The organism is Paenibacillus rhizoryzae (assembly GCF_059686995.1).
This window is the reverse complement of record NZ_JCAALT010000003.1, coordinates 432388-453401: the sequence shown is the minus strand read 5'-3', so window position 1 is coordinate 453401 and position 21014 is coordinate 432388. Positions and strand designations below refer to the sequence as shown.

The 21014-nt window shown below is 50.8% G+C and carries 21 protein-coding genes; 1 reads left to right on the top strand and 20 read right to left on the bottom strand.

The window, feature by feature from the left end; genetic code table 11:
- Nucleotides 1-50: 50 nt before the first annotated feature.
- The 20 genes from AC6ESO_RS11060 to AC6ESO_RS10965 form a co-directional block, all read right to left on the bottom strand.
- Nucleotides 51-1250, bottom strand: a complete 1200-nt coding sequence (locus tag AC6ESO_RS11060) for an acetate/propionate family kinase (protein WP_497091370.1) — start codon at nucleotides 1248-1250, stop codon at nucleotides 51-53.
- Nucleotides 1247-2122, bottom strand: coding sequence for a 3-hydroxyacyl-CoA dehydrogenase family protein (locus tag AC6ESO_RS11055; RefSeq protein WP_497091369.1), 876 nt, complete (start codon nucleotides 2120-2122; stop codon nucleotides 1247-1249). The genes AC6ESO_RS11060 and AC6ESO_RS11055 overlap by 4 nt, the downstream gene beginning before the upstream one ends.
- A gap of 158 nt (nucleotides 2123-2280) precedes the next feature.
- Nucleotides 2281-3801 carry an AAA family ATPase gene (locus AC6ESO_RS11050; protein ID WP_497091368.1) on the bottom strand — a complete coding sequence of 507 codons (1521 nt, stop codon included), beginning with the start codon at nucleotides 3799-3801 and terminating at the stop codon, nucleotides 2281-2283.
- Nucleotides 3794-4330 (bottom strand): hypothetical protein, encoded by a 537-nt coding sequence (locus tag AC6ESO_RS11045; protein WP_497091367.1) that lies wholly within the window; start codon nucleotides 4328-4330, stop codon nucleotides 3794-3796. The genes AC6ESO_RS11050 and AC6ESO_RS11045 overlap by 8 nt, the downstream gene beginning before the upstream one ends.
- Nucleotides 4331-4488: 158 nt before the next feature.
- The gene (locus AC6ESO_RS11040) at nucleotides 4489-5013 is read right to left on the bottom strand and encodes a cell wall elongation regulator TseB-like domain-containing protein (RefSeq protein ID WP_497091366.1); all 525 of its coding nucleotides are present in this window, start codon (nucleotides 5011-5013) and stop codon (nucleotides 4489-4491) included.
- Nucleotides 5013-6314 carry an amidohydrolase gene (locus AC6ESO_RS11035; RefSeq protein ID WP_497091365.1) on the bottom strand — a complete coding sequence of 434 codons (1302 nt, stop codon included), beginning with the start codon at nucleotides 6312-6314 and terminating at the stop codon, nucleotides 5013-5015. Before AC6ESO_RS11035 ends, AC6ESO_RS11040 begins: the two co-directional genes overlap by 1 nt.
- Nucleotides 6295-6951 carry a redox-sensing transcriptional repressor Rex gene (locus tag AC6ESO_RS11030; RefSeq protein ID WP_494818976.1) on the bottom strand — a complete coding sequence of 219 codons (657 nt, stop codon included), beginning with the start codon at nucleotides 6949-6951 and terminating at the stop codon, nucleotides 6295-6297. Before AC6ESO_RS11030 ends, AC6ESO_RS11035 begins: the two co-directional genes overlap by 20 nt.
- Complete coding sequence (dinG, locus tag AC6ESO_RS11025) at nucleotides 6948-9854, bottom strand: ATP-dependent DNA helicase DinG (protein WP_497091364.1); 2907 nt, start codon at nucleotides 9852-9854, stop codon at nucleotides 6948-6950. The genes AC6ESO_RS11030 and dinG overlap by 4 nt, the downstream gene beginning before the upstream one ends.
- Before the next feature lie 24 nt (nucleotides 9855-9878).
- On the bottom strand, nucleotides 9879-10667 hold the full coding sequence (locus AC6ESO_RS11020) for a hypothetical protein (protein ID WP_497091363.1): 789 nt from the start codon (nucleotides 10665-10667) through the stop codon (nucleotides 9879-9881).
- A gap of 129 nt (nucleotides 10668-10796) precedes the next feature.
- Entirely contained in the window at nucleotides 10797-11180 is a 384-nt protein-coding gene (gene panD, locus AC6ESO_RS11015; RefSeq protein ID WP_497091362.1) for an aspartate 1-decarboxylase, read from the bottom strand.
- Nucleotides 11095-12063 carry a pantoate--beta-alanine ligase gene (panC, locus tag AC6ESO_RS11010; RefSeq protein WP_497091361.1) on the bottom strand — a complete coding sequence of 323 codons (969 nt, stop codon included), beginning with the start codon at nucleotides 12061-12063 and terminating at the stop codon, nucleotides 11095-11097. The genes panD and panC overlap by 86 nt, the downstream gene beginning before the upstream one ends.
- Nucleotides 12060-13028, bottom strand: coding sequence for a 3-methyl-2-oxobutanoate hydroxymethyltransferase (gene panB, locus AC6ESO_RS11005; RefSeq protein ID WP_497091360.1), 969 nt, complete (start codon nucleotides 13026-13028; stop codon nucleotides 12060-12062). The genes panC and panB overlap by 4 nt, the downstream gene beginning before the upstream one ends.
- A 399-nt stretch (nucleotides 13029-13427) precedes the next feature.
- Nucleotides 13428-14411 (bottom strand): biotin--[acetyl-CoA-carboxylase] ligase, encoded by a 984-nt coding sequence (locus AC6ESO_RS11000; RefSeq protein ID WP_497091359.1) that lies wholly within the window; start codon nucleotides 14409-14411, stop codon nucleotides 13428-13430.
- Nucleotides 14408-15739, bottom strand: a complete 1332-nt coding sequence (locus tag AC6ESO_RS10995; protein ID WP_497091358.1) for a CCA tRNA nucleotidyltransferase — start codon at nucleotides 15737-15739, stop codon at nucleotides 14408-14410. Before AC6ESO_RS10995 ends, AC6ESO_RS11000 begins: the two co-directional genes overlap by 4 nt.
- A gap of 46 nt (nucleotides 15740-15785) precedes the next feature.
- The gene (bshA, locus tag AC6ESO_RS10990; protein WP_494818968.1) at nucleotides 15786-16946 is read right to left on the bottom strand and encodes an N-acetyl-alpha-D-glucosaminyl L-malate synthase BshA; all 1161 of its coding nucleotides are present in this window, start codon (nucleotides 16944-16946) and stop codon (nucleotides 15786-15788) included.
- Between the two features lie 121 nt (nucleotides 16947-17067).
- Nucleotides 17068-17766, bottom strand: coding sequence for a bacillithiol biosynthesis deacetylase BshB1 (bshB1, locus tag AC6ESO_RS10985; RefSeq protein WP_497091357.1), 699 nt, complete (start codon nucleotides 17764-17766; stop codon nucleotides 17068-17070).
- The gene (locus tag AC6ESO_RS10980; protein ID WP_494818966.1) at nucleotides 17763-18182 is read right to left on the bottom strand and encodes a methylglyoxal synthase; all 420 of its coding nucleotides are present in this window, start codon (nucleotides 18180-18182) and stop codon (nucleotides 17763-17765) included. Before AC6ESO_RS10980 ends, bshB1 begins: the two co-directional genes overlap by 4 nt.
- Nucleotides 18183-18246: 64 nt before the next feature.
- Complete coding sequence (gene dapB, locus AC6ESO_RS10975) at nucleotides 18247-19053, bottom strand: 4-hydroxy-tetrahydrodipicolinate reductase (protein ID WP_497091356.1); 807 nt, start codon at nucleotides 19051-19053, stop codon at nucleotides 18247-18249.
- A 7-nt stretch (nucleotides 19054-19060) separates the two neighbouring features.
- Nucleotides 19061-19606, bottom strand: a complete 546-nt coding sequence (locus AC6ESO_RS10970) for a tetratricopeptide repeat protein (protein ID WP_497091355.1) — start codon at nucleotides 19604-19606, stop codon at nucleotides 19061-19063.
- A gap of 53 nt (nucleotides 19607-19659) precedes the next feature.
- Nucleotides 19660-19980, bottom strand: coding sequence for a MazG nucleotide pyrophosphohydrolase domain-containing protein (locus AC6ESO_RS10965; protein ID WP_494819240.1), 321 nt, complete (start codon nucleotides 19978-19980; stop codon nucleotides 19660-19662).
- 203 nt (nucleotides 19981-20183) lie between these two features.
- On the opposite strand from AC6ESO_RS10965, the gene AC6ESO_RS10960 reads away from it, so the two are divergent.
- Nucleotides 20184-21011, top strand: coding sequence for a YitT family protein (locus tag AC6ESO_RS10960; RefSeq protein ID WP_494819239.1), 828 nt, complete (start codon nucleotides 20184-20186; stop codon nucleotides 21009-21011).
- Nucleotides 21012-21014: the final 3 nt, after the last annotated feature.

Here is a 21014-nt window from a genome sequence, read left to right as displayed (position 1 = left end):
CGTTCATTCCGTCCTTTCCGTCTATACGGATCTTAGTATTCGGGTACTATCTATTCTTTCACGATCTCATACGTATCTCTTGCAATTAACAGCTCTTCATTCGTCGGGATGACAAGCACGCTCACGCGTGAGCCATCCTTCGTGATGTAGCGCGCTTCCTTGGATCGCTCCGCGTTACGTTCTTCGTCCAGCTCGATGCCCAGGAACGTCAGCTGTTCGCAGACTGCTTTACGGACAGCAACGGAATTCTCGCCTACTCCTGCCGTAAATACGACTGCATCCAAACCATTCATACCGGCGGCATATGCACCGATATACTTGCGAAGGCGGTACGTGTACATGTCGAAAGCGAGTTTCGCGTGCTTATCGCCGTCATCCATCGCGGTTACGATTTCACGCATATCGCTGCTGATGCCGCTAATCGCCATGAGTCCGCTATGCTTATTGAGCATAGAGTTGACTTCGTTCAGCGTCAGCTCTTCTTTGTTCATCGTAAACGGTACGATCGCCGGATCCAAATCCCCGCTCCGCGTGCCCATCATAAGCCCTTCCAGAGGCGTCAATCCCATACTGGTGTCATAAGACTCCCCGTTCAGGATTGCCGCGCAGCTGGCGCCATTGCCGATATGGCAGGTGACGATTTTGAGCTCATTCAGCGGCCTTCCCAGCTTCTGAGCGGCCAGCTTGCTCACATAGTTATGCGAGGTGCCGTGGAAGCCGTAACGTCTGATTTTGTGGCGTCTGTACAGCACCATTGGGATCGGATACAGAAAAGTCTCCATCGGCATCGATTGGTGGAAAGCCGTATCGAATACAACAACCTGCGGCACATCCGGCAGGTTCAGCTCAACCGCGGTAATCCCCATCATCGCAGGCGGGTTGTGAAGCGGCGCCAAGTCGAACAGACGTCTGATTTCTTTCTTTACCTCAACTGTAACGAGCGTGGATTGCTTGAAGCTTTCACCGCCATGAACGACCCGGTGTCCGACGGCTTTGATTTCCTCGATCGCTTTCAATACGCCGTGCTCACGGTGCGTCAGCATGTTAATGACTTTGCGCACAGCTTCATTATGATCGAGAATTTCGCTAACCCGGTTCACTTCAATGCCGCCGGTGGGCTCATGCGTCAGAATCGAATCATCCATGCCGATTCGCTCCACGCGGCCTTGGGCGAGGACCGATTCATCCTCCATATTGTACAGCTGATACTTCAGAGAAGAGCTGCCTGCATTCATTACGAGAACAATCATACTCGGCCTCCATCTTTATCGTAGCTGAAGAAGCCGGCACCGCTCTTCACGCCGAGCTGCCCGCCTCGCACCATTTTCTTAAGAATGAAGGATGGCCGGTATTTAAGCTCCCCGTACTCTCGGAACATCCGCTCAAGCGCTGCGAGTACCGCATCCAGACCGAATCGGTCCGCCATTTCAAATGGCCCATGCTGAAACGAGTAGCCGATCCGCATGGCGCTGTCGATATCGTCCGCCGAGGCAACGCCTTCCTCAAGCACATGAAGCGCCTCATTTATGAACAGGCAAATGAGCCGCGTGGTGACGAATCCGGGCGACTCAAACACCATAACGCCCTTCTTATGTATCGTTTCCTCAACAAAATGTTTGGTTAGCTCGAAGGTTTCATCCGAGGTTCTCAGACCGCGCACGATCTCTACCAAATCCGTCTTGCTGACCGGATAGACGAAATGCATGCCGATTATGCGCTCCGGATGATTCGTCACACTTGCAAGCTCCGTTAAGCTTAGTGTTGACGTATTGCTCGCCAGAATAACATGCGGCTCGCAAATTTGATCCAGCTGTCTGAAGATGTCCAGCTTGCTGTCCAAATCCTCTGTAATCGTTTCAATGACAAGCTCGCAATCCGCTAAATCGCTGAGCTGCGCCATCGGATGAATCCGGTTCATCACCAGCTTCTTCTCCGCTGACGTAAGCGCCCAACGCTCCATCTGCTTGTCTAAGCTTTGCTCAATCATGCCGATCGCATGATTCAGCCGTGCATTGTCTTGTTCTACCATGTAGACCTCAAGACTATTAAAGGCCAGCATTTCACAAATGCCCTGTCCCATCGTACCGGCGCCGACGACGCCTGCTTTACGTACCGCTGTCAACTTTCACACCTCCACAGTTCTGCGTCTATTATACATTTTTTTAAACCAAGAAGAAACGACTGTCATCGTCCTTTGAAGTGCAGTACGTTTCTTCGATAGCCATCATAGAAAATGCCAAAAAAGAAGGCGGATAGGCTCCGCCTTCTTCGTCCTATCAGTTATTGTGCGACAAGCAATTGTTCTTCCTGAACCGCATTGCCGAGCAATGAGCGGAATCGGTCACCGCTTAAGGTTTCTTCCGTAGTCAGTACGCTCAAAGAGGACGTGAACACTTCGCGATTGCTCTCCAGCATGCGCTTCACGCGTTCCATCAGCTCATTCAGGATACGACCGTTCACGTCGGCCCATTTGTCAGGCGTCATCATCGAGCTGTCGATAATACCGAGGTCGGTAAGACCTGATTCCACCATAGAACGAACGATGCTCATAGCCTGATCGAAGTCACCTCTTGAGCCTGTGCTGCGTCCGCCATAAAACATCTCTTCCGCGGCAGCTCCGCCAAGGGCAATCATAATCTGACCTTCCAGGAATGGCTTCGTATACAAATATTTATCCTGCTGCGGATTGTGACGTACATAGCCCAGCGCTTGTCCCCTAGGCAGCAGAGCTACCTGAGAGACGCTTCCCGGACGAATAAGCTCTGCTGCAATCGCATGGCCCAATTCGTGTAAAGCAACACGCTCACGCTCTTCACTCGTCGCTTCACGATCCGTACGCTCACCCATCATCACTTTATCGATCGCCATGGACAGATGACGCTGGCTAATCATTTCGCCTTCTTCGCGCATCGCATAGATGGCGGCTTCATTCATGACACTCTCAAGTTGTGCACCGGAGAAACCGAACGATTCTTCCGCAATTTTGTCCAGATTTACATCCTCGGCATTTAGCGGTTTGTTCTCCGCATGAATATTGAGAATATGCGCGCGGCCTTTCTTATCCGGCAAATCTACGGCGATATGGCGGTCGAATCGGCCCGGACGAAGCAGTGCGTTATCCAGCATTTCCTTGCGGTTCGTCGCGCCGATTAGCAGAATACGCGGTGTATCCGACGTATGAATCCCGTCCAGCTCTGTTAACAGCTGATTTAGCGTTTGATCATACTCGCGCTGCTGTCCGCCGTCACGTTTGCCCCCGATAACATCGATCTCATCGATGAAAATAACGGCACTTTCCTTGTTTTGCTTAGCCGCTTTCTGACGGGCTTCCTTAAATAATTCACGAATACGGCTTGCGCCGACGCCGACATACATTTCCACAAACTCAGAGCCCGACGCAGCCACGTAGACCGAATCCGTATAATGGGCTGCCGCTTTCGCCAGCAGTGTTTTGCCTGTTCCCGGAGGACCTGTGAGCAGAATACCCTTAAGCGGACGAATACCGAATTTCGAAATTTGATCGACATGGATTAGAAAATCCAGCGCTTCGACGAGCTCCTGCTTCGCCCGATCCTGTCCGCCTATTTGCTCAAACGAAAACGGCTTCGTCGGTCTTGTCTTCCCTCTGCTCCCGCCGCCTACCGTGGCTAAATTGCCGCGCGTCTTTGCCATATAGAGCAATCCGCCAACAATAACCGCAAGCATGACGAGCGGGATGGTGTTCACGCCAACGTAAAACTGTAAAAATAAGATAAAGACCGGCACGAAGCCGATCGCCATTTCTTTTCCATACTTAAACATTCGGCCACGCTCCCAACGTATTTGGCGTACGGGGCAGTACGATATGCTTCTCGGATTTGCTGTCTTTCAGCGTTATATACACATTCACATCGTCCATCTCGGATTCCGCTGTAACACCGGCGAATTTGTTCTGAACTTGCTTTAAGGTTGCCGGAATATCCGCATAATTGCGATGCTCCATCGCCTGCGCGACATCAAAGAGCATCGAAGACCAAACCTCATCCAGCTGCTTTGTCGGTTGATCATTTCGGAAATCAAGCTTCAGCTCGCGCTTTCCGATCATGTTATCGCCTTTCGTTGCAATAGTATCATAAACGTCCCGCAGACTCGCATCGCGGTCCAGTTTCAATGCTATCGTAACCGAGCTGCGGTCGATAACCGGCTCGCCTTCTATGACGCCTGGTGTTTCAGCAACGATTCGTTCCAGTGGACCAATAGTCGCCACATTACGGTGTATATACCAGCCGCCAACTAACAGTCCGGCGGAAATAACAGCGGTTATAATGGCTGGAAGCAAACGTATTTTCATAGCAAAAAGCCCCCTTCATCGAACAATTTGCGGTGCACTTTCGTCTATCACTTGCTGCTATACGAAAGTATATCACAACCTGCTGATGCAGAGAGCGTGTAATAAAAGGGAACTATGGTCAAACTTACTGCCTGTTCAATTGCCGCGTTTACCGTACGCTATCTGGCAGGCAGCTTATACGTAATCAGGAACGTGCCATCCCGGTAACGGTAAAATTCGTAATAATGATTCGTAACACCGGCTTGATTGCGAGCGTAGAATACTTCCCACACCGGCTCACCGCCGAATAAACCAAGCTTCAAATGGGAGATGGAGGCATCCGGCTTCCCGAGCAGAAACCGTTCCTTCATATCGTCTTTAGCGACACCTTCATCTGCGCGCAGTGTAATGGACGACTCGTTTGGCTTTAACCATACATATGTAGTGTCGCCGTTATGGTCCTTCCCTTTCACGATCCAGACCGGTTCGTCCCAAACATAATGATAAGAACTGTCCACACTGCTTAAACTGCCTCGATCCTTGGCCTCGGCTTCTACCGCTTGTTCTTCTTTCCAGACAGGAGACTGCACAGACCGATAATACCAATTTAGCGCTATCAAGATTAGGATGATTAAGGTCGCGCTAAGCGCAATCCATCGGCCTGCTGTCATTACCGGCGGTCTTTTGCGTCGATTGGCACGCATTAGCTGGAGAGCAGCCTTTCGAAGCAGCGCTGCGCTTCAGCGCGAATTTGCGCTTCATCCAAGAAGACACATTCGCCTTGCTTCACCACTTGAACGCCATCTACCCAAACATGTACAACGTCGCGTCCGGATCCGGAATAGACAAGATGCGAGACAATCTCCGTCTTCGGATAGAAATGCGGCTGTTCCATATTCAAGGCGATAAAGTCTGCCTTCATACCCGGTTTAAGCGCACCTAGACGCTCTTCCTGCCAGATCGCACGCGCACCATATACGGTAGCGAGTTTGAGTGCTTCCCAGGCCGGAACGGCTGTAGGATCGCCCGAAATCCCTTTGTGGATAAGGGCTGCCAACCGGATTTCATCGAACAGATCCAGATTGTTGTTGCTTGCCGCACTGTCCGTACCAAGCGATACCGTTACGCCGGCTTTCAGCATATCCGGTACACGGGCAATCCCGCTCGCGAGCTTCAGATTGCTTGCAGGGTTATGGGAGACGCTTACGCCGCGTTCAGCAAGGAGCGCGATCTCTTCATCCGTCAAATGCACGGCATGCGCAACCAAAGCCGGACGAGAGAAGAAACCAAGCTTGTCCAGATGCTCGACAGGACGGCAGCCATAATCATTGACGTTGAATTGCACTTCCGCAGCCGTTTCCGACATATGCGTGTGCAGTGGCAAATCTAACTCTTTGGCAGCCTCTACGATACGAGCAATATAGTCCGGTGGGCATGTGTACGGAGCATGAGGAGAAAGCATCGTCCGAATACGACCGTTAGCTCTTCCGTTCCACTCTTGAGCAAATTTCTTCGCTTCATCCAGCTTCGCTGTTTGAACATCCGGCGGGCAAAGTCCGATTACGCCCCGCGTCAGCAGTCCGCGCATGCCGGATTGCTCTACAACTTCAGCTACGATGTGCATCCGGTCGTACATGTCAACGAAAGTTGTCGTTCCGGACTTCAGCATCTCAGCAACGGCGAGCGCCGTTCCCCAGCGTGCATCTTCATCCGTATATTTGCCTTCCATCGGCCACATCTTCTGCTCCAGCCATACTTGCAGTGCTTCATCATCGGAATAACCGCGAAGCAAAGACATCGCAGCATGTCCGTGCGTGTTAATTAAGCCGGGCATAAATACAAGGCCTTGGCCATCTATACGTTCCGCGCCTTCAGGAGCCGGATCCGGCGATAATTCGTCCAAATACAAAATGGTATCGCCTTCGACAACCATATGCCCCTTTAATACAGGACGCTGCTCGTCCATCGTGACGAAAGTACCATTCTCAATCCACAACCGTTTCATTCTCGTCGTCCCCTTCTTCGTCCAAGTAATACGCTAAACTCAGCAGCTCCGTGGTAAAATTCGCATAATGGATGCGTACATGCTCCTGCACCCGAAGAATCGTCGGGGCAAAATTCAAGATACCGTCCACGCCCGCTTCTACGAACTTATCTGCAACATTCTGCGCTTCAATCGCAGGCACGGTAATGATCCCTATGCGAATGTTACACGCAGCTACCGTTTCCTTCAGCTTATCCATCGGCAATACCGTCAACCCGTTAATGGAGGCGCCAACCATAGAAGGATGAACATCGAATACGGCTGTAATCTTCATATTATCCTTTAAATACGTATTATAGTTGCACAGCGCTCGGCCTAAGTTACCGGCACCGACCAGCCCTACATTCAGCGGCTGGTCCAGCTTTAAAATTTGACGGATCTTCTCGATGAGATAAGTGACGTCATAACCGATCCCTTTTCGGCCAAAATCGCCAAAATAAGCCAGATCTTTTCGGATTTGTGCCGGATTCAGATCCAGCTTATTGCCAAGATCTTGTGATGAAACCGTCTGGACATCCCGCATGTTCAGATCGTTCAAGACCTGCAGATAAACCGGTAGTCTGCGAACGACCGCCTCGGATATTTTCATCGGCTTCATTTTTCCACCTCTTCTTCACTTGGACTTGGTGCAAGCCATTCACGTATACGCGGCACAATCTGCTCTAAATGCATATGCTCGATCTTCGGCCCCGGTAAGGAATACAGAAAATATTTGCCGTAATACGTATCAATCACTCTAGTATCGTAAATAAGAACGATGCCGCGATCCTTTGCAGTCCGTACCAGGCGGCCAAATCCTTGCTTAAAGCGAATGACCGCTTGCGGGATAGAAAGCTTCATAAACGGGTTTTGCTTCTGCTCCTGCAGCAGCTCAGACTTCGCTTCAACCAGCGGATGGTTAGGCGGCTGGAAAGGAAGTCTCACAATCGCAAGGCATGTCAGCGCATCCCCGGGAATATCTACGCCTTCCCAGAAGCTGCTTGTCCCGAGCAGAACAGAAGCTTGCTGCTGTTGGAACCTTCTGGTCAGCTTGCTGCGATTACTGCTGTCGATTCCCTGACCGAGAACATGAATACCGGTTGCAGCCAGCGCTTCCTTGAGCGGATCATACACCTGCTTCAGCATTCTGTAAGACGTGAAGAGAACGAGCATCCGTCCTTTTGTTTCAATGGCCGCCTCTGTCAATGACTTCACCAGCATTTCATTGAACTGGGGATCTCCGGCGGCACCTTTCAGTACAGGGAAGTTGCGCGGAATGATGACTAGCGCTTGCTCTCTGTAATTAAAGGGCGAAGGCAATTGAACCGTCTTAAGACGTCCCTGCTCTTCATCTTGCGTTAAACCTAACTGCTCACAGGCATATTGAAACGATTTCTGAACGGATAAGGTCGCTGAAGTGAGAATGACGCTTTTCTTAATATCGAAGAAATAAGTCCGCAGCTGGCTGCTTACATCCGCAGGGACAGCGTAAAGCTGAATCGATTTCGCTCTGGAGTTGCTGTTCGCTTCAAGCCAATATACCGTATCCGTCTTATCGGCCTTCATAAACTGACGCAAATCATCTCTGGCGCGGGACAAATCCTTGATTGTCCCGCTTAAGTCTGTCACCAGCGCGGCGATGCCCGGATCATCGATTTCTTCTTTGATAGCGGCGAACACCTTATCAAGCGGACGAATAATCTGGCTCAAATAGCCGTTGATCGCTTCCTCAATGAGCTGTGCATCCGACCAATAGTCCGGCAGCTTACCGCTGCGGAGCCTGAGCACGAATTGTCCGGTTTCGCCGCTCGAAGCATCTCCAGAGCTCTTCGTACCCGATGCACTGTTACCCATCAAGGTGTACAGCATTTCAAACAAACGATCCCATTCGTCGCGCAAATCACCGAATACCGGAACAACCTCATCAATTTCTTCGCGCCATTTCTGGGTCTTCTCGACGTTTTCGTTCGCCAGCCTGCTCTTCAGTGCAATCAATTGACCATTGCGTGCATCTTTGCAAAGCCTGATAACAGGATGCTGAACGGAATAGTAAGAAACCTGCGTACCCAGATGTTTACCCGCAACCTCTTCCAAGTGATGGGCTTCATCCAAGATGAGATGCTCATAACCCGGAAGCAAACGGTGATCGGCCCGTATATCCGTGAAAAGCATCGAGTGATTCGTAATCACGACATCCGCAATATTCGCTTCCTGCTTGGCCCGGTGATAGTAGCAGCGTTTAAACCATGGACAAGCACGGTTGAGACAGGAATCGGTGTCACTTGCAACCGTACTCCAGAAATCAGCGCCGCGATTACCGAAATTCAACTCTTCCTGGTCCCCATGATTCGATTCGCTCAGCCATACGACCATCTGCGAAGCCGTAATTCGATCTTCCGCCGGCGAAGCGAAATCACGCATATTTACTTTACCTTCAAATTTGCGTAAACATAAATAATTGCCGCGTCCCTTAAAGACGGCGGCTCGGAATGGATAAGGCATGACAGCCTGCAGCAGCGGCAGATCGCGTGCCCGCAGTTGTTCCTGCAGGTTAATGGTATGCGTGCTGACGACTATCTTCTTGTTATGCTGGACACCATAGTACAGAGCCGGGATCAGGTAGCCCAGCGACTTTCCTGTGCCTGTTCCCGCTTCTATAAGCAAATGACGCTCCTCTTCCAGCGCATCAATCACTTCTTGAAACATCATATTTTGCGGCTCTCGTTCTTCATAACCGGGAACAAGGGCAGCAATTTCATTCTTGATATGCGTCAGAAATTGTGGGAACGTCCAGTCTGTCACAGACATTCCGGATTCCTCGTCCATGTTCTCCCTTGGATGCTGCTCCTCCGACCAATCGCCTGCTTTCATGGCAAATTGACGGAAATAATGATAAGCATCCGGATCGATGGAGGTTTGCGTTTCTTTCAGGAAGGCCATTTGGGAAACAAACCAGCCCAGATCATCCAAATCATCGCCGAGCAGACTAGCCAGTCGCTGCAGCGTTAACAGCGGCAGGCTTCTCAGCTTGTTATAGCAATTGCTGAACAGTTCTGCAGTTGCCATCGCATCGCTGTCCGCGCGGTGATGCTGGTCATGTTCAATACCGAACAATTCCGTCACCGCGCCCAGCTGATAGGTCGTTAAGGTTGGATAAAGAATGCGCAATAAATCGATTGTATCGAGCCTTCTTCCGTCAAAAGGCAAATAACCGCAGCGATCAAGCGCCGAATTGAGGAAGCCCGCATCAAAGGCGACATTGTGCGCAACGAGCACGGCATCGCTGAGAAGAGGTATAAGCTCAAGCAGTACCTCATCAAGCTCAGGCGCATCCGCGACCATCGATTCATCAATGCCGGTTAGCTGCGTAATGAACGGCGGAATCGCAATTGAAGGTTTGACAAACGTACTGTAGGAATGAACAACGTTTAATTCTTCATCCAGCAGCACAAGACCAACTTGTATCATTTCATCGCCGGCACTATGACCGGTCGTTTCCAAATCCAGTACGGCATAATTCATCCGGTAAGTATCCTCTCACAAAAACTAAAGCTGGCCACTCCCGAATAACAAGGATAACTGGCCTGCATGCTGCTCGCATGACTTCATATTCGACAATGGATCGGTAAAATTAGGATCCGCTTCATGGGCCTTCTCGAAGTAAATGGCCGCCTGTTCTAAATTCATGCGAACCGCTTGTATGCAGCCCAGTGCATTAAGGCCGAGCGCCTTCCACTTCGGATGCTCGGTAACTTCGACCAGCAGCTGGAAGTGACGCTGGGCTTCATGCCATTCCTGTAAATGCATGCAGGTCATGCCTAGGAACAGCCTTGCACGATTATCATCCGGCGATCTTCTGACCGCATCTTGGAAATGCTTGAACGCATCCTTAAACATAAATAATTTAAAATAGCCCTGACCTTTGGACATCGCCTGCTGCATTTCGAACGCGGCATCATCATCTAATGGATCTGACTTCTCGATCGGTGCTGCCGCGCTTGGAATTCCTTTGCTTGCTGCAGCAGGCTTCTGCTGCTGGACGGATGGTGCTGGGACGGCCGAGATGATCTTGGGATAACCGGGCGCAGGTGCTGCCGGCTTAAGCGGCGGTACTTGGCCGACAGAGCCGCCTTTCGAATGTGCCAGCTGCAGATCTCGGAAATCCGCCATTTTTTCTTCAAACTGAAGCCATTCCTCGATAAACGTATCGCTGAACTGCTTAAGCGAGGACAACTGATCATCAAGCTGCTTGCGTTGTGCGCCGTTTGCGTGCGGATAATGGATAATAATTTCTTCGAGCATTTCCTGCATGGTAGCAAATACATGTTTGAACATATCGTACGCACCCACCTTCACGCCAGGATAGAAGTGAATTTGTTATGCTCATTCTTTGCCCCGGGACTGCTTTTCATACCCTATCCCAGACGTTTCACAGCGCTGGCATCCAGTGCGGTTGACGGCGGTTTACAAAATAGTGGCATGCAATTCCTGCTCAAGCATTTGAACAGGCTTGTTTCCTGCATCGAGGATGACAACCTTTGGCTTGTACGTCCGAGCCTCTTCCTCGGTCATCATGCCGTACCCGATAATAATGACATTATCACCAGGCTGTACTAGGCGTGCCGCTGCGCCATTCAAACAGATCACGCCGGAGCCGCGCGGCCCTGTAATGACGTATGTCTCCAGACGGGCACCGTTATTATTATTGACGATTTGCACTTTCTCATTAGCCCAAAGATCGGCAAGATCCATCAAGTCCTCATCAATCGTGATGCTGCCCACATAATTGAGGTTCGCTTCCGTGACGGTCGCCCGGTGAAGCTTGGATTTCATCATCGTTCTGAACATATGTGTCACCTCCGCCGAGTTGAAATAAACGATTGTCAATCAAGCGCGTGCTGCCGAATTTAACCGCAAGCGCAATTATTATGGTTTGAGATAAAGTTGATAATTCCGTATTGGCATCCAAAGGCGATAAATTCGGGTATGAAAGTAATTCCGCGTAATCAATCTCCGCAAGCGGAACCGATTGAATGGAATCCGCGATGAGCTTAGACAGCTTCAGACGCGTCATGCCAGGCTGCTTAAGCCAGCTCTCGGCCGCTCTAAGCGTCTCCGACAATATAACGGCTTGCTTGCGCTGATCGACGCTTAAATACACATTCCGCGAGCTCATGGCGAGACCATCCGCTTCACGTACCGTTTCACAGCGCACGATTCGAACCGGCATATTGAGATCATGTACCATCTGTTCGATAACTGCAACCTGCTGCGCGTCTTTCATGCCGAAATAGGCACGATCCGGTTGAACCAGATTAAACAGCTTACTGACGACAATGCCGACACCGTCAAAATGACCCGGACGCGAAGCACCGCACAATCGATCGGTCACTTCAGTAATCAGCACCTTAGTCAGCGGTTTAGTCGGGTACATTTCTTGAACGGTGGGCGCAAACAGTAAGTCAATTCCATTAGCCCGCGCAAGAGCGGAATCCCGCTCCAAATCCCTTGGGTAGCGGTCGAAATCTTCATTCGGTCCAAATTGAAGCGGGTTTACGAATAGGGTTAAAACCGTATAATTGCATTCTTCACGTGCCCGCTTCATCAGGCTTGCATGACCTTCGTGCAGAAATCCCATCGTAGGAACGATGCCGATAAGACCACCCGGTTTGTTCTTTCGCTGCTCTGCCAGGTGAGCTCTAAGTTCTTGGATCGTGGTACAAACAATCATGCCAGTCCGCCTCCTTTGACGGCATCTGCCACAGGCTTCTCAGCTTGCTTGGATGATGCCGCTGCGGCTGTTTCTCCTTTATCGGAGGTAGCTGCTGCCCCTGATCCTGTGGCCGGCCCCGAACCTGAGCCATAAAGCTGCCTCAACAGTTCCTGCTCCATCGGAAACGCATGCGCTTCCTGCGGGAATTCGCGGGACTTCACTTCGGAAACGTAGGAGCCGATAGCGTTACGGATCGTTGTTCCAATGTCCGCATAGGTTTTGACGAAACGTTTCTCCCGATAGGGGGATGCATATTGCAAAATATCGTGATATACGAGCACTTGACCATCACAGCCGCGGCCGGCACCGATCCCGATGGTCGGAATCGAAAGCGCCGACGAGATCGCTTCAGCCAAAGGTTCCGTCACAAGCTCAAGGACGATACTGAATGCTCCGGCTGCTTCAAGTGCCTTGGCATCTTCAATGAGCTGCTGCGCTTCGCGCTCAAGCTTGCCTTGCACGCGATAACCGCCGAGCTGATGAACGGACTGCGGTGTAAGTCCGATATGTCCCATAACTGGAATGCCCGCTCTGACACATGCGGCAACTTCGTCCGCGATATCTGCGCCACCTTCCAATTTCACGGCATGCGCATAACCTTCCTGCAGCAACCGGCCCGCATTGCGGAGTGTCGTTTCCTTGCCAAGCCGGTAAGTCATGAACGGCAAATCGGCGACGATAAATGTATTTGTTGCACCACGAGCTACTGCTCTGGAATGATAAACCATGTCGTCCAACGTTACCGGAATTGTCGTGTCGTAACCGAGCACCACGTTGCCGAGTGAATCCCCGACAAGAATCACATCAATTCCGGCTTCTTCGGCAAGCTTAGCCGAAGGATAATCATAGGCGGTAAGCATGGAAATTGGCTCGCCGCTTTGCTTCATTTTCTTAAGCTTCGTAATAGTCAACGGTTGTTTCATTGCTCCGTCCTCCTTCAGGGATTGGTCCGACTCCCTCTCGTGGATCTGTAAAGCTTAGTTTAAGCTTTCACGATCGCGGGTCGTCCTATGTGATCAACACAAAAAAACCTTCTAGCACCCGCTACAAAGGTCCAATCCAAAAAGGAACGTCCTGTTTCAAGGTGAAACGGCTGCCACCGGCCTATTGGCGGAGAAGCGTTTCAAGAAGAGCTTCCTTCTGTCTCGGTCCCTAACGGCTCAGAGCAGAATGCGCACTGCTTAACGGTACATCCAATTCTATCCGCAAACTGAAGCTCCACTTTCCGGTGCAGTTCGTACGCGACGATACCACCCATTAATGGAGCATGCTAGTAAGGCGAGTATATCAAAAAATCGATGCCGCGTCTATGAACCCTTCGCCTATCCTTGGGGCACTTGTTCGCTCGAAAATATCGGTACGATCGTCCCATCGCTCTTCCGGACAAGCAGAGCCCCTTGCTCGTTAAGCCCGACCGGTGTGGCGATGGTTTCTCCGCTTGAGAGAATCAATCTTGTCGGTTTATTCAGCGTAACCGACAGCGCCTCCCATAACATTCGGATGGGGCCGAAGCCGTCCTTCTGATAGATCGTATAGAGCTGTTCGAACTGTTCGAAGAAAGCTGCAATAATTTCAGCCCGATCAAGCGGCTTGCCAAGCTCGATCTGCAGCGAGGTTGCGATATCCAGCAGCTCCTGCGGGAAATCATCCGCCGTTAGGTTGACGCTGATGCCAATGCCGGCAATGACGTAGCGCAGCCGTTCTTCTTCGGCGGTGGATTCCAGCAGAATGCCGCTTATTTTCTTGCCGCCGATCAGCAGGTCGTTTGGCCACTTGATGCCAATATCAAGCGGCGAAGCAATGGCTCGCAGTGCTCGGCAGAGCGCAACAGCCGTTAACAGCGTAAGCTGCGGAGCAAAATGCAGCGGCATCCCCGGTCTAAGTATAAAGCTCATATAGATGCCTTTTCCTGATGGCGACACCCATTTGCGTCCTAATCGGCCCCGTCCGCTCGTCTGCTGCTCCGCGATGATCAGCGTGCCTTCTGCCGCACCTTCCTCGGCCAATCGCTGCGCAATATTTTGCGTGGAATCAACGGAGTCGAACATGCGGATCTTCTGTATAATCGAAGTTCCTTTGCTTTGCAGCTTCAATGTCAATTCCTGCGGTGTAAGCTTGGAAGGACGGCCGATCAAACGATAGCCTAACCGCCTCGAGGCTTCAATTTGGTAGCCGGCCGCCTCCAGCTTCTTAATTTGCTTCCAAACCGCTGTTCGGCTAATTTGGAGCTCTTGACTTAGCAGTTCGCCTGAGAGGTAACCCGCCTCAGCCGATTGCTGCTCTAACAGCTCTAGTATCCGATTCATGTTAACTCCTCTTGGACTTCCGATCTATGGTTATGGAGCAATGCATCGGCAGCTGCCTTCAGCAAAGCCTGTTTGTCATTCGGAATATCTCCAGCTGCCACAGCATGCAACAGCTTATTTAGCAAATTGCCGAGCCATGGCCCGGACGATTGTTTTGAGAAGGCTAGGATATCCGTTCCTTTGACTGCCAGCTCTCGGATCGTAGAAGCCGGAACGGCACCCAGCCACTCGTGAAGCTGCTTTACTATATTATTGGACATCGCTGCCTCTGTCGAAACAAGCTCAGGTATCGCTGTCCCGATTCGCAGCCACTGCTGAGCAGCTTGTTTCCCATATTGCAAAATAAGACGAACCCACATGCGTCGCCCGGATTCGTCCAGACTAAGATCACTCAGCAGTTCGTTGTGAATGCCGATTACAGCCTTCAACTGCCCACTGCGAGCTGTTGCATAACGGAGTCTTGCGAACAATTCGTTGGCTTGTCCCGGGTCTAATCGAAGCGACATGCAAAGCGCAGCCCAGCGATCCTCGTTGGCTTCCAGCCGAATCATGTCTTGCATGACGTTTCTATGAGCTTGCATTGAAGCCTCATTGTGCTCACGTCTGTATTGTTCCGCCGACTCCACCATAAGCTGCGGCAGCGGTTCTTTCGTATGCTTGAGCAGTCCGCTTACCGCAAGATAGGCAGCTGCACGTCCAGGATCGCTGCCACCGATCATTTTATCGAATTCCAGGCCGATTCGTTCCATCGCAATATGCGCAAGCAAATGCCGATGGCGCAGAATGGCTCGCCAAGTCTGCATCGCAATCCGCAGTTCAAAGGCTGCTGCAAACCGCACCGCGCGGACGATACGAAGCGCATCCTCCTGCAATCTCGCATCCGGATCGCCGACGCAGCGCAGAACGCCTTCTCGCAAGTCCCGCTGCCCGCCGAATGGATCATAGATAGATCCATCACTACGCATCGCCATGCTGTTAATCGTGAAATCGCGCCGCAGCAGGTCCTCGTCTAAGCTCTTTACGAATTGAACCTGTGCTGGCCGCCTGAATTTCTCGTATACCGATTCCGTTCGGAACGTCGTCACCTCGTAGGTTACACGTTCGTGCACAACCGTAACCGTTCCATGCTGCAATCCGGTAGGAATCGTATGCGGAAATGCAGCAATAACCTGCTCCGGGGATGCTGCGGTTGCGATATCAACATCCTTGAGCGTCCGTCCCATAATCGTATCGCGGACACAGCCGCCTACGAACACCGTTTCATGCCCTAAGCCTTCAAGTGTATGAAGCAAAGGGAGCGCCCTTGTCAGCGCATCACTCCACGACATCGGCACTCCCCTCCTAAGTTTATTTTTCATCGTAATTAAGCATTCATTAATCGCAAACCGGTACCGGAATATCGGCTTCAATGCCGAGCACCTTGTAGTAGATCCGCTCGTATTCGGCTGTGATCAAATCATTGCAGAACTGGCGGCGAGCCCGGTGAAGGCAAGCCTCGCGCACTTGACGATACAGTTCAGGATTGCGCAGCAATTTGATCGCATTGGCAGCCATGCTGTCCGTATCGCCGATTGGCGATAAGTAGCCGGTTTCGCCATGCGTGACAAGCTCAGGAATACCGCCGGCAATCGATCCGATTGTCGGCACGCCGCAAGCCATTGCTTCGAGTGCAACCAGGCCGAAGCTCTCTTTCTCCGAAGGCAGCAGCATGACGTCCGCAATCGAAATCACCTGTGCGACATCATCCTGTTTGCCAAGGAAATGAACCCGGTCCTGCAGGCCAAGCTGACGAATTTTCATCTGTACCTTCGGTAAATCCGGTCCTTCTCCAACGAGCAGCAAACGGCTTGGCACTTCCTTTGCCACCTTCGCAAAGATATCTACGACATCACTAAGCCGCTTAACCGGTCTGAAGTTGGAAATATGCATTAATATCTTCTCGTCTTTACTCGCGAAATCGCTTCGCAAGGAGCTGCATTCCCGCGGGTAATAGACGCGTTTATCGACAAAGTTGTAGGTAAGCTCAATCGGCTTCGTAATATCGAGCAGCTCGCGGGTTTCATGAATAAGATCATTGGAAACCGCCGTCACCGCATCGCTCTTGTTAATGCCCATCCGGATTAGATCCTTGAGCGATTCATCCTGCGCAAGCACGGTGATATCCGTGCCATGCAGCGTCGTAACGGTCTTCAGATGATCTCCGACCATTTGCTTCGCGAGGAACGCGCAGACAGCATGCGGAACCGCATAATGCACATGAAGCACATCAAGCTGTTGATTTTTGACGACCTGCGCCATTTTGCTAGCTAAGGATAAATCATAAGGCGGGTAACGGAACACATAATAATCGTTTACTTCAACTTCATGATAAAAGATGTTTTTCTGGAATTGCCCAAGTCGGAAAGGAACGCTATGTGTAATAAAATGAATTTCATGCCCCTTCTCTGCAAGAAGCTTCCCAAGCTCCGTTGCAACAACGCCGGAGCCGCCGAGTGTCGGATAACAAGTAATCCCGATTTTCAAGCGTTTGGCCATGTCTTCCACCTCCTGTTGTACAACGCTATTAAGAATAAACGGTTTTCGCCATCCTTCGAGTGGATGAACTTTTTCAATTATATGCCCGAATTAGGCGAATTCCGCTACTTTAGATCATTCTTTAAAATAAAGTTACCGTATGTGGGCGCTTTATTGCAAATCCTTCCGCATAAGCCCAGCCTCTTGTCTGTCCCAATAGCATGTCCCGCGCTTCAACACGCTGAATATAACGATCGGTAAGCGGCGTCTGTACACGGTCTTCCCCTGGCTGCGGCAGCGCAAACTGCGAGCGGTAAGCTTGGAGCGATTTAATCTTTGTATCCATGTGCTCGCTGATATCGGTAATGAGACTTACTTCATTGCTGTCGTTTATGTAATAGAAATACAGCTGTTCCACTTGTACAGGCGGCAATTCCGGCAAGTAATTGCGAAGCTTGGCATTGAAGACAGCCTCTTCGATCAATCGGCTGCAGCTGACGTGATCCGGATGCCTGTCCGACCAATAAGGTGCGAATACTAGCCGCGGACGCAAACGGCGGATTTCGGCGACAATGGCCTCGATTTGATCAGCTGCTCCGGTTAAGCCTCTGTCCGGCAGCTTCAGTGTCGAACGATAAGATAAACCAAGCACCTTAGAAGCTTCGGCAGCTTCCTGCCGCCTCGTTTCGACGGTGCCGTTGGAGGACATTTCCGCTTCTGTCAAATCGCAAATGGCAACCTTAACGCCTTCAGACGTATGTTTGGCAATCGTGCCCCCCATGCCGATTTCAACATCATCGGGATGGGCGCCGAATGCAAGAATATCTACAGCTTCGATCATTCCGCTTCACCTGGCTTATACTTATGAACAAGCTCACGCCACGCGAAATCGCCGCGTTGCAGCGCTCTGACCAGCAGCTCGCCTGTAGCCACATTCGTTGCTACCGGAATTCCTTGTACGTCACAAAGCCTCAGTAGCGCGATGATGTCCGGCTCGTGCGGCTGCGCCATCAAGGGATCGCGCAAGAAGATGATGAGATCCATTTCATTTTGTGCCACAAGAGCTCCGATTTGCTGATCGCCGCCAAGCGGACCGGACATGAAGCGATGAATCGACAATTTTGTTTGCTCCATAATACGTGTCCCCGTCGTACCTGTCGAATAGAGCTTATGGCCTTGAAAAACATGCTCGTATGCGATGACAAAGTTAACCATTTCATCTTTCTTTCGATCGTGCGCAATAAACGCGATGTTCATTACCAGCCGCACTCCTCTCCTGAATATCCGCATGTGATGTCATTTGCGCGGTTTATTAGGTTATTTAGTCCATCAAATGCTCGAAGCCATAAATGAGTCCCGTATAAGTCATTACTTTCTTGCAAGCTGCGCTGACGCCCGGCATATAACCGGCACGCTCGTAGGAATCATGGCGAATTTTGAGCGTTTGCCCATGACCGCCGAATACAACCTCTTGTTGAGCGAATACGCCAGGTAAACGAACACTATGTATGCGGAATCCATTGTAATAGCCGCCGCGTGCGCCTTCGATAATTTCCTCTTCCTTCGGATTTCCTTGACGCAGCTCTTGACGTGCAGCTGAGATCAGCTCTGCTGTCTTGATGGAAGTCCCTGACGGCGCATCGAGCTTCTGATCTCCGTGATACTCGATAATTTCAACATGAGGCATATACTTAGCTGCTTGGGCAGCAAAACGCATCATAAGGATCGCGCCAATAGAGAAGTTAGGAGCAATTAGAGCGCCGATGCCTCTCTCTTTGCACAGCTCGTCCAATTCAGCCATTTGCTCTGGCGTTAATCCCGTCGTTCCGATAACCGGACGGACACCGTGAGCAATTGCTGTTGTAGTATTGCCGTATGCGGCGCTTGGTACTGTAAAATCAACGAGTACATCCGCATTTGCTGCTGCCAAAGCTTCGTCTAGATCTGCACTTACGATAACGCCGCATGGCTGAAGTCCGACCAATGTACCGGCATCGATCGGACCCGCTGATGGAGATACCGCAGCCGCCAGCGTAAGCATTTCATCTTGTAGTACCATTTTCACGACCTCACGACCCATGCGGCCGCTTGCTCCCATTACTGCAACTCGAATCAATTCCGTCGACATCCTGCTTTCACCTGTTCCTTTTCCGTTTAGTACGTTGACTGTTCGCTCTCAGCATTCGCCGCTTGCGATTCATATCGGCGAATAACCGGCGTGCAGCCGCATGCTCAGGCTCAAGCCTTACCGCCTCGCGAGCATAGAGGGAAGCCTCTTCAAACCGGCTGATCGTCGCGTAGGCCGCGCTTAGCATAAGCAGCGCCTCAATATTGAGGGGATCCAGCCTTGATGCTTCATGAAGCAAGGCAAGTGCATCCTCGGTATGCGTCGACGAACGAGACAACAATCCTTCTGCTTGCAGTACAAGCGCCTTAGCTTTTACCGTTTCCAGGTGAAACTGATAAATGACTTGCAAAGGTTCAAGCTGTACCGCCTGTTCTGCATATTGGAGCGCCTTCTGCCATTTTCCGCTGCGGGCACAAGTGATCGAGCATTTATAGTAAGCTGCTCCATTACTCGGTTCCAGCGCAATCGCTTCTTCAAAAAACAGGATTGCCTGTTCGAAATCGCCGCTTAGGATGGCTTCGTAAGCTTTCTTAATACTGCTCTCTCCGTCCATCCGCCCATCCTCCTTGTACACAGGTGATGGTACAGCATATGTAAGGACACGACTTACGGTTCGACGTTTTTTCGTGTCCAGCGATCGGCATCCCTTGTATTAAACTTGTGCATGATACGGTCATGCGCTTCGGTAAGATCGATCCCTAATGAGTTTGCGAAGCAAATGACGATAAATAAAATGTCACCCAGCTCATTCTCGATGGAGTTGTCCGCTTCATCACTTTTCTTGGGTTTCTCGCCGAATTGATGATTGACCTCGCGCGCAAGCTCGCCTACTTCTTCCGTCATTCTGGCCAGCATGGACAGCGGACTAAAGTAACCTTCCTTGAACTGGGAGATATACGCGTCGACTTCCCGCTGCAGCTCGGCCATTGATTTCTCTGACACATGAAACATCCTCTCTTGACATGAGGTTCTTTTCATATGTTATATCAAAGCGCTTTTGAAAACAATGCTTTTGACAATCCATGCAAAGAGACATACTATGTTAAAGCCTTCATAATTTTACGACCTTGCGGAAAGGAGAGAATTACCCTTTGAAAACCAATTATGCACAGCTGCTTCGCACGCTTCCGATGGTCATGCTGGGTACAGCCATCTATGCATTCGGGCTCCATTACTTTCTCATCCCGAATCAGCTCATGGAAGGCGGCGTCACCGGGATCGCGATCTTGCTTAACTACTCGCTCGACTGGCCGCTTTCCATCTCAACACTTGTACTCAATATCCCGCTCTACTTCATCGGCTGGAAAGTACTCGGACGCTCCCATACCGGCTATACCATATTCGGCAGCGTGTCCTTGTCCTTGTTTCTCTATTTAATGGAGAAAATGATTGCGGCAGGTTGGATCGTACCGTTTCAAACTTCCAATGACTACATATTAGCAGCACTTTATGCCGGCGTAACGCTCGGTGCAGGCCTCGGAATCGTGTTCCGCTTCGGAGGTACCACAGGCGGCGTCGATATCATTGCCCGCATTGCCTCTAAGCTGAGAGGCTGGAGCATGGGACAAGTTATTTTATCGCTGGATATTCTCATTATCGGCATCTCACTTCTGTACATCACGAAGGAGAAAGTGTTATACACGCTCGTGGCCGTATTCATTGCATCGAAGATGATCGATTTCATCCAAGAAGGTGCATATGCCGCAAAAGCATTCTCCATCATTACCGAGTCCGGCGATGAGATCGGTCTGCAAATTACGAAAGAAATGGAACGCGGCGTGACCATCTTCCCGGCGAAAGGCGCCTACTCGGGCAAACAAAAGCAGGTCCTCTACTGCGTCGTCGCCCGTCATGAAATCCGACAGTTGAAATCGATCGTTCGCAGTATAGACCCGCTTGCTTTTATCGTTATATCCGAAGTACATGACGTACTCGGTGAAGGGTTCAAAGAAGAATAGCCT